Below are 13,624 nucleotides of genomic sequence, written 5' to 3' on the forward strand. Positions count from 1 at the left end.
GCAAGATCGGTGACCGGCTCATCGCCTACCTCGACCCCGACGGCACACTCTCCAGCGACACCGACCGCAACCGCCGACGCGGCATCACCATCGGCAAACAAGGCACCGACGGACTCTCCCCGATCTCGGGCCTGATCACCCCGCAACTGCGGGCATTCCTGGATCCGTTGCTGGGCAAATACTCCCGGCCCGGCGTCGCCAACCCCGACGACGCCGCCTCATCATTCACCGACCCCGACACGGTCGACCCCGAAACCTTGCGTGCCGCAGCCGAACGCGACGACCGCACCGCACCCCAGCGCACCCACGACGCCATCCGGGCCCTGCTGGAATGGGGAATCGTCACCGACCGGCTCGGCTCACACCGCGGCCTGCCCGTCACCTGCATCCTCACCATCAACGTCGAGGACGTGGAGAACGAGACCGGAGTCGCGACCACCGCCACCGGCGGGACCGTCCCGATCAAAGACGCACTGGCACTAGCCGAGCGATCCCGCCCGTTCCTCGCGGTCTTCGACCATAGCGGCCTCCCACTGCATATGGGACGCACCAAACGCCTCGCCTCACCCGCACAACGCTTGGCGTTGACCGCATCCCTACGCGGCTGCACCCGCCCGGGCTGCGACGCGCCCGCCAGCATGTGCGCGGTCCACCACGTGAGCGAGTGGGCCGACGGCGGCTCGACCGACATCGAGAACCTGGTACTCGCCTGCGATCACTGCCACGCCCGAGTCGATGGCACCGAACAGGGATGGCGGACAGTCACTCTCGGCCCCGAAACTCGCTACCCGGGCCGGGTCGGCTGGATCGCTCCGCCGGCGTGGGATCCCGCCCAGACTCCGAGAGTTAACCACCGCCACCACCCCGACCGACTACTCGCCGAAATCCTGTGCCGCCAAAGGAGTCCGGTCGGCTCGCTCCGTCTCCGGACCCCGGCGGACGGTGGTGCGCCGACTCCATCGATCGCCCCTCCCCCGCGGCCACAGCCGGCGAGGGCACTTCACCGACACCTGTTCTGCGCCACTCGCTCCGCGACGCCCCGCGGAATGTTGTACCGGGGTGGGGATGACGCGCGAGAGTTCTGTAGCGCCCACAGGTAGCGATGCGGCCGAGGTCGCGGAGCAGTCACACGAGGTTGGACACCAGCCGCGTGAAGGTGGTGCCGTCGCCGAGGCGGGGGCCGCGGTTTCGCCGGGCGAGTCGGGTGCGGGTCCGGTGTGGATGCGGCGGCAATGGGTTTGGGTGGCGCTCGGTGTCGTTGCGCTGCCGGGTATTTCCGCCGCCACCGGGTGGTGGGTCTTCGCGCATCGTAAGTCGCCCGAGCAGGCGGCTCGCGAGCAGTTGCAGCGTGCGCAGCTGGCGCTGGTCAATGCGCCCGGTGAGCACTACATCGGCCGTGTCGCCGGGCCGGACGGGAAGAACGCGAATATCGACGTGCGGGTGACCGCGGCCGGTGACCTGTCGGGAACCATGGATGTCGGTGGGGGAACACGATTTCTCTGCTGGAGATCGGCGGCAAGGCCTTCGAGCGTGGGAGCCAGGAAGCCTGGATGGCCGGTGGCGCATCGCCGAATTACGCGGCGCGCCAGGCGAACCGGCAGGTCAGCGAGCCGAGATTCACGATGGCGGACGCGCTGAATCCGGCGACGCTCGCCCGGAGCCTGGACCCTGAGGCCGACGGTCGCCGGCCGGTTCGGGTCGGGGAGACCGTCATGTCGACGATCACCGGTCCGCGGCGGTCGTCAGCGGGGCGGTGACGACATATGTCAGCGGAAACCGGGTCGATCGGGTCGCCGAGGCGGACTTCGATGTTCGGCTCTCCCCGATGAGCGGCGACGAGGTGGCGGCGTTCTATCGAGACCTGCGGCCGGTGGTCGGTGCGCTCGACGACGCCACCGACTCCGAGATCGAGGTCGACAGCACCTTCAGCCAGCGGCCCGCGGTGTGCTCGTCGGCGTGCGATGCGATCACGACGGTGAAGGTCACGCCGCACCCGTTCGTGACGATCACGCTCCCGCCGGGAGCCGTGCCGGTGCAGCCGGACGCCTTCGTCTCGTACACGCAGGACGGCCTGGCCGAGCCCGTGCACGAGTGTTCCGGTGTGGCGCAGTCGGCGGTGCCGGCAGCACGGATGTGGATTGCCGGTTCGTCACCGGACCGGGTCCGGATCTGCGTGTTCGGACGAATCTGCGGCCGGTGCTGGGCCGGGCCCGCGCGGATGTGTTGGTGGCGGCCGTCGACTCCGGTCTCGCCCGGAGCGGCGCTGCGCTCAGGTGCCCGGTGCGGTGGGTCGACGGGTCTGCGGTCGGGATCGGGCACGGCTGTTGAGCTGGCGAGTCCCATTGAGCTGGCCAGTCCCACTGATCGGGCGAATGACCAGCTAATTGTCCGTTCCGGCCGCACCGGCCCATCGGCGACGGTATTCATGTTCGGTGAGCTGCTGAGCTGATCGGAGATTCGGATAATGGAACGCGCTGCCGTGACGAACCGGCGGACTGTCCTGGGCGGGATGCTGGCGGCCGGGCTGGCCGGGGTGACCGGAATGCCCGACGGGATGGCGGAGGCCCTGCGACAGCCTCGGGAGCAGGGCAGCCTCTCCCAGGTCGAGCATGTGGTCGTGCTGATGCAGGAGAACCGCTCGTTCGACCACTACTACGGCACCATGGCCGGAGTGCGCGGTTTCGGGGACCGGCGCGCGCTGCGGCTGCCGCCGGGCGGATCGAACGCGGTGTTGCAGGCGGTCACCGACGGTATGAGCACCGGAGGCGTCGGCGCCGACCTGGGCAGCGGATCCGCGGGGACCGGTTCGGCCGGTGGCAGCGCCACCGGATCGGGCACGGGCAGCGCCGGCAGTTCGGCGACCGGCAGCGGGGCCGGCGGGCCGAGCCGGAATGTGTTCCATCAGCCGGACGCGTTCAGCAGCACCGGTTTCCTGCTGCCCTGGCACGTGGACACCCTGCAGGTCGACGGCCAGGACCTGGGCGATCTGCCACACGACTGGAACACCACCCACGTCGCCTGGAACGGTGGCGCCTACAACTCCTGGCTCGCCGCCAAATCCAAGATGTCGATGGGCTATCTGACGGCGACCGACATCCCGTTCCATCGGGCGCTGGCCTCCGCGTTCACCGTGTGCGACCACTACTTCAGTTCCATCCAGGGCCCGACCACACCGAACCGGCTCTACCACTGGACCGGAACCATCGACCCGGCCGGCGCCGCGGGCGGCCCGGCGACCAGCAACCCGGCCGACTACAAGCCCGTCTACAACTGGACCACCTACCCGGAACGCCTGCAGCAGGCCGGCGTCAGCTGGCAGGTGTACTCGAACAACCAGAGCGGCGGCGACTTCCTCGGCGACTACGGCGACAACCCGCTGTGGCTGTTCCAGGCCTATCACGACGCGTTCAATTCCACGGATCCGGCGGTGAAGCAGCTGGCCGACCGCGCCAACCTCACCGGCACCGGGATGACACCGGCCCCGGCGGGAGTGACCGGCACCGACGTCGACTACGTGCTGGCCCAGTTCATCGGCGACTGCGCCGCGAACACGCTGCCGCAGGTGTCGTGGGTGGTCGCGCCCTACGGCTACTCCGAGCATCCGGCGGCACGGCCCGCCGACGGCGCCGCCTATGTGCAGCGAGTACTGAAAGCGTTGTGGGACAACCCGAAACTGTGGGCGTCGACGATCCTGCTGATCAACTACGACGAGAACGACGGCTTCTTCGACCACCTGGTGCCGCCCACCGCGCCGCCGGGCACACCGGGCGAGATCCTCAACGGCTCGGCCCTGGCCGGGATGCTCAATTCCGGTTCGAGCGCGACGGGTTCGGCCGCGGCGGCGTCGCTGGTGGACGCGGCGGGTCAGCTGCTGTCCGGGCCGATGCCGATCGGGCTGGGCCCCCGCGTGCCGATGACGGTGATCTCGCCGTGGAGCCGCGGCGGGTGGGTCAATTCCCAAGTGTTCGACCATACTTCGGTGCTGCGGTTCCTCGAACAGTGGACCGGGGTGGCGGAGCCGAATATCTCGCCGTGGCGACGCGCGGTGTGCGGCGACCTGACCAGCTGCTTCGACTTCGGATCGAGCGACACCACCATTCCGCTGCTCCCGGACGCGAATTCGCTGCGCGCCCAAGCGGCCGGGGACGCGGCCAAGCCGAAGCCGGCGCCGCCCGCGCCCGGCACCCAGCAGCCCCCGGTGCAGGAACCCGGCACCGCCAAGGCCCGCCCGCTGCCGTACCAGCCCACGGCCTGGGTCGAGACCGCGACCGGTTCCACGACAGTGCGTTTCGGCAATCAGGGCAACGCCGCGATGTCGTTCCAGACCTACGCCTACCACGCGAACGAGATCCGCCAGACGCTGGTGCTGCCGGGCGCGACCGGGCAGGAGCAGTTCAGCGCGGGCGGGCCCTACGATGTCGCGGTGCACGGGCCCAACGGCTTCCTCGTCGAGGCGGCCGGTGCGGCCGGCGAGGGGCCGGCGGTATCGGCGGCCGTCACCGGGACGACGCAGCCGGCGTTCGTGGTCACCGTGCAGGGTTCGGTCCCGGTGACGGTGTCGGGTGGGACGGCGGGTCCGGTCTCGGGCAACCAACAGCAGATCACCGCCACCGCCGACAACGGCTGGTACGACCTGACACTCACGCTGCCCGGCAGCGCGGGGTGGATCCGGCACTTCGCCGGGCACCTGGAGAACGGGCTGCCGAGCGTCACCGGCTGAGGGTCGGGCGGCTCGGGTAGGCGCTACCCGAGCCGCCGGCGTCATCCGTGCAGTGGTCCCGGCTCCGGATCCGATGGCATCGGCACGATCTGGGCTTCGTGGTGCAACCGCAGGGTCGGGCACCGGGCGGGCCCGACCAGCCGCCACATGCCGTAGCCGAGGTAGTGCCGGTTCAGGCCGGGCAGGAAGGCCCGATCGACGACGTCGTAGTCGCCCTCGATCACGATCTCGGGCGGAAACGGGCCGCCCGGCTCGAACGGCTCGGGGTAGGTCGAGCGATATCCCTCGGTGGGCTGGTCGCCCGAGGGCAGCGCGCGGCCCAGCACCGCACCGCCGGTGCGCGGCCGGAACATCACCGCGACCGGATGCCGCAGCAGCGGGCCGTGGTGTTCGAGCCGGCGGCGCAGGATCTGGATTCGTTGCGGGACATAGAGAAAATCGGTCCACTCGACCTGGTCCCCCGACCCGGGCACACGCCATTCGGTGTACGGGTCGATGCGGTGGTCGAGGTAGTGCGTCACCAGGGCCGCGATCCGCGCCGCCGAATCGAGCAGTCCGGGTAGCTGTTCGGCCACCACACGCACCCCGGCGCCGATATCGACGTGAGTTTCCTTGTGCGCGAAGCCTTCCGGCGTGTGATCAGCCGAATCGCCCCGCACGAGAATCGCGTCCGCCGCCTGCTGCAGCGCCCGAACGCGCTCGTCCACGTCGAACAGGCACTCCGGCCGATGATCGTGCTTCTGCTTGCGCCGGAAGTGCGCCCGGTGCACGCCCTGGGTCTCGGTGCGATACGACGGCACCGCCACCACGGGTATGTCGCAGTACCGGCAGATCAGCTCGTTCCGGGGCCACCGCTCGTGCGCCTCGTCGATGTCCTCGGCCCGGACGACGACCGGCGGGTCGTAGTCGAGGCGGGCCTCCAGCATCGACACCGCCGAACGGTGTTCCGTCACCTCTCCCACACGCCAACTATGCCCGCCGCGATCGGCGCGGGGAGCCCGATCGACCGGATCAATCAGACAATTCGGTACGGCCGCAACGATTTCCAGCCGTTCCGGTCACACTCGCTGGAGCAGGCGCAGCGAACCGGTGACCGACAGTTCGCGGAAGTCGCCGGAATCCAGTGCACGACAATAGATGTGGTAGGGAGCCTGACCACCGTCGGCGGGGTCGGGAAAGACGTCGTGGATGGCGAGGATGCCACCCGATTCGACCCAGTGCGCCCAGTTGTCGTAGTCGCGCTGGGCGGCCAGCTCGGTGTGGCCGCCGTCGATGAACAGCAGTCGCAGTGGCGTACGCCAGATCCGGGCTACGGTGGCGGAGGCGCCGACGATCCCGACGACGGTGTCGGCGAGGCCGGCGCGCACGATATTGCGACGGAAGGTGGTCACAGTGTCGAAGGCGCCGGTCACCGGGTCGACCAGGGACGTGTCGTGGTACTCCCAGCCGGGCTGGTGCTCCTCCGAGCCGCTGTGGTGGTCGACGGTGAACACCGTGGCACCGGTCTCGCGGGCGGCGGCACCGAGGTAGATGGCGGATTTGCCACAGTAGGTGCCGATTTCGAGCACGGTTCCCGCACCGGCGTGGGCGCGGACGGCCTCGTAGAGGGCACGACCTTCCTCGGGCGGCATGAAGCCGGTGACCTGCTCGGCCAGCGCGAGCAGATCCGCACCGGACGCGTCGCCGGCCGGACGCAGGCCGACGGCGTTGTCCCGGTTCGGCTGTGCCGTCTTGTCGTCTACCCGCTCCATGCGGCCACGCTAACACACGGTTTGGAATACAGTCCGGACAACTGTCCGGGCTACACTATTTGCCGGGCAGCGTGTTCTGCAGCCCACCCACGTCGGTGATCTTCCAGCCCGAATTGCGGTCGATCGTCAGCGAATACGTCACCGTGGTGCGGGCGCCGTCCGGGGTCTGGGCGCTCGTCGAGGTGACGTCGAGATAGGCATTCACCTTGTAGACGCCGGCGGACTCCGAGGTGACCGTGGCCGACAGCGGGGACGCCTTGGACGTCCACTGCAATGGCACCAGGATCTGCTCCAGCTGCGGGCCGGTGGCGTCGAACTTCGCCGACAGCTGCGGAGTCGTACCGGCCTTCAACCGCTCGGACCAGGACTTCACGTCGTGGTAGTCGATGGTCGAGGCGCCCAGCGCGTAGTCGGTGGCGACCCGCTCGGCGTGCCGATCGTCGGCCGCACGCGAATCACGGTCGGACAGTTCGGATTCGGCCGCGAAGTACAGCCACGCGAACACGGCCGCCACGACCAGCAGGATCGCCACGGCGGCGGCGGTGAGCACGGTGGACAGGCGGATCTGGATACTGCGGGGCTGCGGATCGCGTACACCACGAGCGGGCCGGGCAGTAGGGGCATCGGCGCGGGATTCTCGTTCCACCGCACCCTGATCGGACGCGGCTTGCTCGGCATCCGCGACGGGATCGGACTCACTCTCGTTGCGCGGCAAGCCCTCCGGCTCGGCGGGGCTACCGCCTTCCGTAGCGGGCTCGGTCTCGACGCCTTCCGCGTCCGACTCGGTGCCGCTGATACCTGGTGTCGCTATGGTTCCCATCTTCTGTCCTACCTACTTCAGGGCGATGTGGACATGCACGGTGCCGTCCGGGTCGACGGTCTGCAGTGCCTGCTTGAGCAGAGTGCCGATATCGAGAGCGGGCGCCGAATGCTCGGCGTCGGCGATCGCGGGTGCGATCGCGGGAGTCACCGGGACGGCGTCGGGTCCCAGCTGCCGCACCAGGTCGGTGAGTTTCGTCAGGAACGGGACCAGGCCGTCACCGGTGAAATAGCCCTCCACCGGCCGGCTCTCGACGAGCGTCGCACCGCCCTCGACGATCTGACTGAGGGTGGCGCCGAAGTAACCGAAGGGCGGGCCGGCGGTGGTGAGCGCGGGGCCCAGCCAGTCCATGTTCGCGCCCATTGCCTGCAGGTCGGCGAACAATCGGCGGAGCTCGGGGGTCCGGCTCAGCAGGGTGGCGGCCAGCAGCGAGGTCGAGCGCTGCAGGGTCTGCACCGCCGCGTCGGTGCCGGAGAGCGCGTGATCGAAGGTGCTCACCAGCGCGGCGACCGTCTCTGGGTGGACCTGTTCCAGCAGTTCGACCACCTTCGCGGACAGCGCCGTGATCGTCATCGGCATTCGGATCCGGTTCGTCGAAATCGTCTGTCCGTCACGGAGGTACGGCCCGTCGGCGGATTCCGGCGCGAATTCCACGTACGGTTCCCCGAGCGCCGACAGCTGCTCGACCCGCACCGCGCTCGACAGCGGAATGTGGTACCGGTCGTCGATCCGCAGCCGGACCAGGGCGCCGGACGCCTGCTTGCTGACCGATTCGATCCGCCCGACCTGTACCCCGACCAACAGCACCGGCGAATTCACGGCCAGCCCGCCCGAATTGTCCAGGCGCATATCGGCGGTGAGGTACGAGCGCCGCGGATCCAGGTGCAGCACACCGACCGACATGTAGCCGATCCCCACCACCAATACCGTCGCGATCGCCGAAAGAGACACGGCCCCACGCAGATTCATCGCACTGCTCCGATCATGCGCAGGGTGTCCACGATGCGACCGGTCTGCTCCTCGGCCGACACCGCGGAGGTTCCGGCGGGCGGATCGACCGTGATACCACGCAGATTCACCTTCGGCGCCTGCGCGAACGGGATGATCCGATGCTGCAGCAGATCGACGAGCTTGTTCAGGTTCGACGGCGAGCCGGTGTCGAAAACGCTGCTGCCGAACAACATCGGCACCACCGCCCGGGTCGCGTCGTCCAGCGACTGCACCAGGGGCGCCAGCCACCGGGTAGCGGGGGCGACCGGGCCGAGCGCGGTGAGCACGAAGACGACCCCGATCTCCGCGTTCACCACGTCGGTGGTGTGCTGTACGCCGTAGGGCGTCAGCAGTTCGTCCAAGAACGAGGTGTTGGCCCGCAGGCCGTCGTCCACGGTGGCCTGCAGGCCATCGAGCAGGTGGTCGACCGAATCCAGGTGGTCGCCCAGGTCGGTGAGATCTGAGCCGACCAGCCCGGACAGGTGCGCGGTGTCGCGCGGATCGGCGGGCAGGACGCCGTTCACGTCGCGCACGATGTGCTGCATATCGGTGATCGCCCCACTGCCCACGAAGGTCGACAGCCCGGCGAGGACGTCCTCGATCGGGGGTGACTTGCTGGTGTCGGCCAGTGGGATGGTCGCGTCGGGCGGCAGGTCGGGTGCGGTCGCGCCCACCGGCGGGGTCAGCGCGATGTGCACGTCGCCCAGCGGTGTCTCCTGCCGCAGTGCGGCGGTGGTGCCGACCGGCAGGTGGACCGAGCTGCGGATCGCCACGTCGGCGACGACGTACCCGCTGTGCGCCCGGTCGGCGCCTGGCGCCTGGTCGACGACGGTCATCCCGGTGAGGCGGCCGATCCGCACCCCGTTGGAGATCACGGTCGCGCCTTGCGGCAGGTTGAGGACGTCGGCGAATTCGACCCGCAGGTGGTAGCTCGGACCGCTCGTCGTGGTGCCGGGCAGCGGCAGGCCACCGGAGCCGAGATCGCAACCGGCGGTCAGGACGGCGAGCGCCGTGACGGCGAACGCTTTTCGCTTCATCGTCCACTCACCGCCCCGAGCAGTGCCGGAAGCGCCGGAACCGCCACCGCGCCATCGGCGGCGCTGCGGCACCCTTCGCCCGTCACCGACTGCAGCACAGCGCATATCCCGTCTGCTTGCGGCTGCGGCAGGGCGACCCGGGGCGGCGCGTAGCCGATCGACGGCTGCCCGGTGCCCGGATCGATGGACGCGGTGAAGCCGGCGGCGATCGCCGGCGCCAAGGCGACGATCTCCGACAGCGAGCCGATATCGGCGGCGATCAGGTGCGCCAGGTTCCGCGTCGAGTCGAGGCCCCGCAGCGCGGGCGAGCCGAACATGACCATGAGGTCGTTGGCCGCGGGCAGCAGCCCGTCCAGGTTCGCGACCAGCCGGATGATCGGCGGGAAGGCGATGTAGTCGATATCGGCGAACGCCTGCGTCAGCCCGGTCACCGTGTCCTCGATATTCGACCAGCCGCCGCGGGCGCGGTGCGCGAGTTCGGCCAGGGCATCGAGCAATTCGCCCAGGTGGCCGATGCCGGCGTCGGGGGCCGCCAGGGCGCGGCTCAGCTGGTTGACGACGGCGTTGATCGAATCGCCGGTGCCGGTGGTGGCGCGATCGAGGGCGTCGAGCCCGTCGCCGAGGGCGGTGCGCTGGGCGCTGTCCCCCGCGCCGTCGAGCCGGTCGGCGAGCGCGGCCAGGGCGGCGAAGGTCTCCGACATGCTCTTCGGAGTCAGGGTTTTGGTGATGCAGTGGCCGGGATCCCAACCGGGACCCGATGGTTCGTCACCGACAAGCGCGAGGTTGCGGTCCGCGATCAGCGTGTCGCTGACGGTCACCGCCCCCACATCGGCGGGCAGCTTACGGTCGGCGCGCACGGTGAACCGGACCAGGGCGGTGGCACCGTCGGGCCGGATGTCGGTGACCCGGCCGACCTGTACACCCATGACGGTGACCGCGCTGCCGCGGTAAAGACCTATGCTGTCCGGCATTTCGGCACAGTAGGCGCGCGTCGGCGGATCCGGCCGGCCGAGCTTCAGCCCAGCCGCGCCCGCCAGGACGAGAGTGACGATCACCGTCGCCGACATGGCGCCGCGCGATCGCAGGACACGTTCCAGCATCAACAGCCTCCCCCCGGGACCGGTACACAGATATCCGGCAACGTCACCGTGGCCGCCGACTGGTCGACCGCCGGCCCCGCACCGGGCGGCGCCAGCGTCAGCAGTCGTTGTTCGAAGGCCTGCAGCGAATCCAGCAGCGCGCCGAGGCGGTCGCCGAGTTCCCGCAGCTGCGGGACGGTGTCGGCCAGAGGCTGCGCCCGTTGCTTCAGCGACGCGTCCCAGGCGTGGCCGAGCGGCGAGAGCTCCTGCACGATGTCGGCCAGATCGTTGAGCGCCTGCGCCACCACCACCTTGTCGTTCTTGATGATCGTCTCCATGCCGGCGAGGTTGGTCAGCAGCCGGGACAGGACATCGGCGTTCGCGCGCAAGGCGCTCAGGTATTCGTCGGTCATCGACAGCGTGCGCGAGATGTCGGAGTTCTGTTTGTCCAGCACACCCACCAGGTCTCCGGCGGCCCGCACCGCGGCGCGCACGGCGTCGGGGCTCTTGCCGATCGAGGCCGACACCGCCGCCAGATCCCGGCGCAGGGTGTCGCCGTCGATCCCGCGCACCGGTGCCACCGCGTCCTGGAAGGTCTGGGCCAGGTTGTAGGGCAGGGTGACCCGGTCCTCGGGAATCACGTTGGCGCCCAATGGTTTCGTACCCGAGGGCTGTACGGCCACGTAGTAGCCGCCGACCACGGTGAGCATCCGGATGTCGACCGCGGTCCGGTCGCCGAGGAACACCGAGCCGGCGACCGTGAACGTCATCCGCACCCGGTCGGGCAGCAGGGTCAGCGCGGTCACCTTTCCCACCGGTATGCCCGCGACGCGGACGTCGTCACCCGCGCGCACCGCACCGGCGGAGGCCAGTTCCGCGGAATAGGTTCGGCCGGAGTCGGTTTCGGCGACATACACCATGCCGATGCCGACGACCAGCAGGATCGCGCCGATGAGTCCGCCTATCCCCCAGCGCAAGTCGGCGGCGGTCTCGCGGCCGGCGGTGCGGGTCCGCCGGACCCGGTGCCGAATCCGGCTCGCGCCCATACTCAGCGATGGCATACGACGATCCTCTGCCCGGCGATCAACAGTTGCAGTGGCGCCGGCGCCGCGGTGGGGCCGTGCGCGCAGGTCAGGTCCACGTCCGGGCCGGTCACCGGAATCGCTTGGGTCAGTGCCTGGATCAGGCCCGGCAGCCGGTCGAACACCGACACCGCGTCGGCCGGATCGGGAAAAGCCTTGCGCAGCGCGGCATCCAGGTCTCGGTCGCGGTGCCCGGTGACCCCGAGCACCGACAGCATGTCCTGCAGCGGGCGCAGCACCGGCGGGATCTGCTCGGCGAATTCGACCAGGCCGGGCAGTTTTTCGGTGATGGTGACGAACAGGTTCGTGAGGTTGGTGAGCAGTTTCATCGCCTCGCCGGACTTCCCGCCGAGATGGTCGGCGACCTGCCCGAGGTTGGTGACCAGGGTGCCGATCACGGCCTGCCGGTCGGTGGCGTAGCGGCTCAGGGTGTCGATGGCGCCGAGCGCCGGGCCCAATCCCGTTCCGTCGCCTTGGATCACGGCGAGCATGCTGGTCGCGAACCGGTTCAGGTCCGCGGGCGACAGTTCCGCCAGGACCGGTTGCAGGCCGCGGAACAGGGTCGTGATGTCGAAGGACGGCACGGTCTCCGCGGGCTGGAACACCTGCTTCGGATCGCGGCGGTCACCGGGCCGATCGGGCGGCTGGATCTCCAGATACCGGTAGCCGGTGAGGTTCTGGTATTTGATCGCGATATGGCTGCCGTCGAACAGTGGATGGTTCGTGGTGACGGTGAACCGTACCTTCGCCAGATCGCCGTCCAGCGCGACGTCACCGACCTTGCCGACGCGCACGCCGTAGAGCCGCACGTCGTCGCCGAGCCGCAGCCCGTTGGCGTCGGTGAACAGGGCGGTGAAGGTGGATGAGTCGCCGCTGACCGGTGATTCGATCAGCCGGAACACACCGATCAGCACCACGACCATCGAGACGACCGCCGCGGCCACCCGGATCGCCAGGGAACGTGTGGACATCAGCGCTCACCCGCCTGCGGTTGCGAGCCCGCCGCGGGCTGTGTGCCTGTCGCCGCTTCCGGCTGTGCGCCCGCCGCCGCTCCCGGCTGTGTGCCTGTCGCCGCTTCCGGCTGTGTGCCCAGCGCCGGACCGGGCGCCGAGCCCAGTAAAGCCGCGAGCGGTCCGGCCAACCCGGGGACCACGTCGAGATTCACGTCGGCGTCCACCACCGGACCGTCGGGTGTGTCGTGGAACGAGCGACCCACCCGGTCGAGCAGCTCGCTCAATTGCCCCGCCGAGCGTTGCGGTGTGCTCACCGCCGCCGCCACCTGCCGCAAGGGCGCGGCGGCAACGGGAACCAGATCGCCGAACTCGGGCTGGGCGGCGTCGAGCAGCTGTTTCAGTACCGGCAACAGCTGGTCCTGCACGCCCACCCACAGCCCGCCGTAGTCCCGGATGTGGTCGGGTGAGGCCAGATATTTGTTCTCGTAGTCCGACTTCAGGATGGTCAGGCCACCGGTGAGGATCGAGGGCAGGCCCGTGAGCGCCGACCCGAAGCGGTCGAGCAGGTACGACGGCGGCAGCTGCTGGGTCTCGACCGCCGCGCGGACCGTGGCGCCGATCGCCTGCAGCAGCGGCGTGAACGCCGTGACATCGTGCGACACCTGCCGCAGCACCTCGGTGAGCTGCGGGGTCAGTACGTCGTCGGTGAGCTTGCCGGTCGAGGTCAGCAGGGCCGACAGGGTGGCGTCGGCGACCCGGTTCGCGGCCGCGCCGGTCAGATCCACCGCCGTGCCCTCGCGCAGTTCGGTGCCACCGGGATTGGCGTGCAGGTCGAGGGTGCTGATCCCGAACAGGTTGCCGGGCGCGTAGTCGGCGGTCACCGCGTCGGTCAGCCCGAACAGTTGAGATCGCCGCAGCGCCAGCTCGATTCGCCGGGTGCCGCGGGCGGCGAGGTCGACGGCACTGACCGTGCCGACCCGCACGCCGTCCAGGCGGACGTCGGTGCCGGCCGCGATCCCCTCGCCGACATGGTCGACGACCAGCGCGATATCGATCCGGTCGGCCGGTGCCGAGTGCGGCATCGCCTTCCAGCCGGCACCGGCGGCCACGGCGAGCACGATCGCGCAGGTCCCGAGGATGCGGGAACCGCGGGGGCCGATCGCGGTTCCGGGCAGGGCGTAGACGGGCACGG

13 protein-coding genes are annotated in these 13,624 nt (G+C 69.7%); 3 read left to right on the plus strand and 10 right to left on the minus strand.

What is annotated here, in order from left to right:
- Positions 1-1,100 (plus strand): HNH endonuclease signature motif containing protein (locus EBN03_RS22570; RefSeq protein WP_147471671.1); only part of this gene is annotated, 1,100 nt, incomplete at its 5' end.
- A 25-nt stretch (positions 1,101-1,125) separates the two neighbouring features.
- On the opposite strand, the gene EBN03_RS22575 is transcribed toward EBN03_RS22570, so the two are convergent.
- Positions 1,126-1,386: a hypothetical protein gene (locus tag EBN03_RS22575; protein WP_122190108.1), complete on the minus strand. Its 261-nt coding sequence runs from the start codon at positions 1,384-1,386 to the stop codon at positions 1,126-1,128.
- A 439-nt stretch (positions 1,387-1,825) separates the two neighbouring features.
- On the opposite strand from EBN03_RS22575, the gene EBN03_RS22585 reads away from it, so the two are divergent.
- Both EBN03_RS22585 and EBN03_RS22590 read left to right on the plus strand, forming a co-directional pair.
- Positions 1,826-2,449: a hypothetical protein gene (locus EBN03_RS22585; RefSeq protein WP_147471672.1), complete on the plus strand. Its 624-nt coding sequence runs from the start codon at positions 1,826-1,828 to the stop codon at positions 2,447-2,449.
- A 105-nt stretch (positions 2,450-2,554) separates the two neighbouring features.
- Entirely contained in the window at positions 2,555-4,720 is a 2,166-nt protein-coding gene (locus EBN03_RS22590; protein WP_122190269.1) for a phosphocholine-specific phospholipase C, read from the plus strand.
- Between the two features lie 41 nt (positions 4,721-4,761).
- On the opposite strand, the gene EBN03_RS22595 is transcribed toward EBN03_RS22590, so the two are convergent.
- From EBN03_RS22595 to EBN03_RS22635, 9 genes are all read right to left on the minus strand, one after another.
- Positions 4,762-5,682 carry a hypothetical protein gene (locus tag EBN03_RS22595; protein WP_147471673.1) on the minus strand — a complete coding sequence of 307 codons (921 nt, stop codon included), beginning with the start codon at positions 5,680-5,682 and terminating at the stop codon, positions 4,762-4,764.
- 96 nt (positions 5,683-5,778) lie between these two features.
- Positions 5,779-6,351 carry a class I SAM-dependent methyltransferase gene (locus EBN03_RS22600; RefSeq protein ID WP_233608574.1) on the minus strand — a complete coding sequence of 191 codons (573 nt, stop codon included), beginning with the start codon at positions 6,349-6,351 and terminating at the stop codon, positions 5,779-5,781.
- A gap of 175 nt (positions 6,352-6,526) precedes the next feature.
- A complete protein-coding gene (locus EBN03_RS34645) occupies positions 6,527-7,291 on the minus strand; it encodes a hypothetical protein (protein ID WP_199742925.1) in 765 nt (254 codons plus the stop codon).
- 12 nt (positions 7,292-7,303) lie between these two features.
- A complete protein-coding gene (locus tag EBN03_RS22610; protein ID WP_122190113.1) occupies positions 7,304-8,260 on the minus strand; it encodes an MlaD family protein in 957 nt (318 codons plus the stop codon).
- Positions 8,257-9,318, minus strand: a complete 1,062-nt coding sequence (locus EBN03_RS22615) for an MlaD family protein (RefSeq protein ID WP_122190114.1) — start codon at positions 9,316-9,318, stop codon at positions 8,257-8,259. Before EBN03_RS22615 ends, EBN03_RS22610 begins: the two co-directional genes overlap by 4 nt.
- The gene (locus EBN03_RS22620; protein ID WP_122190115.1) at positions 9,315-10,418 is read right to left on the minus strand and encodes an MlaD family protein; all 1,104 of its coding nucleotides are present in this window, start codon (positions 10,416-10,418) and stop codon (positions 9,315-9,317) included. Before EBN03_RS22620 ends, EBN03_RS22615 begins: the two co-directional genes overlap by 4 nt.
- Positions 10,418-11,458, minus strand: coding sequence for an MlaD family protein (locus EBN03_RS22625; protein WP_233608548.1), 1,041 nt, complete (start codon positions 11,456-11,458; stop codon positions 10,418-10,420). The genes EBN03_RS22620 and EBN03_RS22625 overlap by 1 nt, the downstream gene beginning before the upstream one ends.
- On the minus strand, positions 11,446-12,450 hold the full coding sequence (locus tag EBN03_RS22630; protein WP_122190117.1) for an MlaD family protein: 1,005 nt from the start codon (positions 12,448-12,450) through the stop codon (positions 11,446-11,448). The genes EBN03_RS22625 and EBN03_RS22630 overlap by 13 nt, the downstream gene beginning before the upstream one ends.
- Complete coding sequence (locus EBN03_RS22635; protein WP_122190118.1) at positions 12,450-13,622, minus strand: MlaD family protein; 1,173 nt, start codon at positions 13,620-13,622, stop codon at positions 12,450-12,452. Before EBN03_RS22635 ends, EBN03_RS22630 begins: the two co-directional genes overlap by 1 nt.
- Between the last annotated feature and the right edge of the window lie 2 nt (positions 13,623-13,624).

Origin of the sequence: Nocardia stercoris (assembly GCF_003696265.1) — a bacterium.
GTDB classification, from domain to species: Bacteria; Actinomycetota; Actinomycetes; order Mycobacteriales; family Mycobacteriaceae; genus Nocardia; species Nocardia stercoris.

Excerpts from the sequence above, each read along its gene's own strand:
- EBN03_RS22590 (WP_122190269.1), top strand. The coding sequence starts at position 2,555 with ATGGCGGAGGCCCTGCGACAGCCTCGGGAGCAGGGCAGCCTCTCCCAG.
- EBN03_RS22630 (WP_122190117.1), bottom strand. The coding sequence starts at position 12,450 with ATGTCCACACGTTCCCTGGCGATCCGGGTGGCCGCGGCGGTCGTCTCG.
- EBN03_RS22615 (WP_122190114.1), bottom strand. The coding sequence starts at position 9,318 with ATGAAGCGAAAAGCGTTCGCCGTCACGGCGCTCGCCGTCCTGACCGCC.
- EBN03_RS34645 (WP_199742925.1), bottom strand. The coding sequence starts at position 7,291 with ATGGGAACCATAGCGACACCAGGTATCAGCGGCACCGAGTCGGACGCG.
- EBN03_RS22610 (WP_122190113.1), bottom strand. The coding sequence starts at position 8,260 with ATGAATCTGCGTGGGGCCGTGTCTCTTTCGGCGATCGCGACGGTATTG.
- EBN03_RS22600 (WP_233608574.1), bottom strand. The coding sequence starts at position 6,351 with ATGCCGCCCGAGGAAGGTCGTGCCCTCTACGAGGCCGTCCGCGCCCAC.
- EBN03_RS22625 (WP_233608548.1), bottom strand. The coding sequence starts at position 11,458 with ATGCCATCGCTGAGTATGGGCGCGAGCCGGATTCGGCACCGGGTCCGG.
- EBN03_RS22620 (WP_122190115.1), bottom strand. The coding sequence starts at position 10,418 with ATGCTGGAACGTGTCCTGCGATCGCGCGGCGCCATGTCGGCGACGGTG.
- EBN03_RS22585 (WP_147471672.1), top strand. The coding sequence starts at position 1,826 with ATGAGCGGCGACGAGGTGGCGGCGTTCTATCGAGACCTGCGGCCGGTG.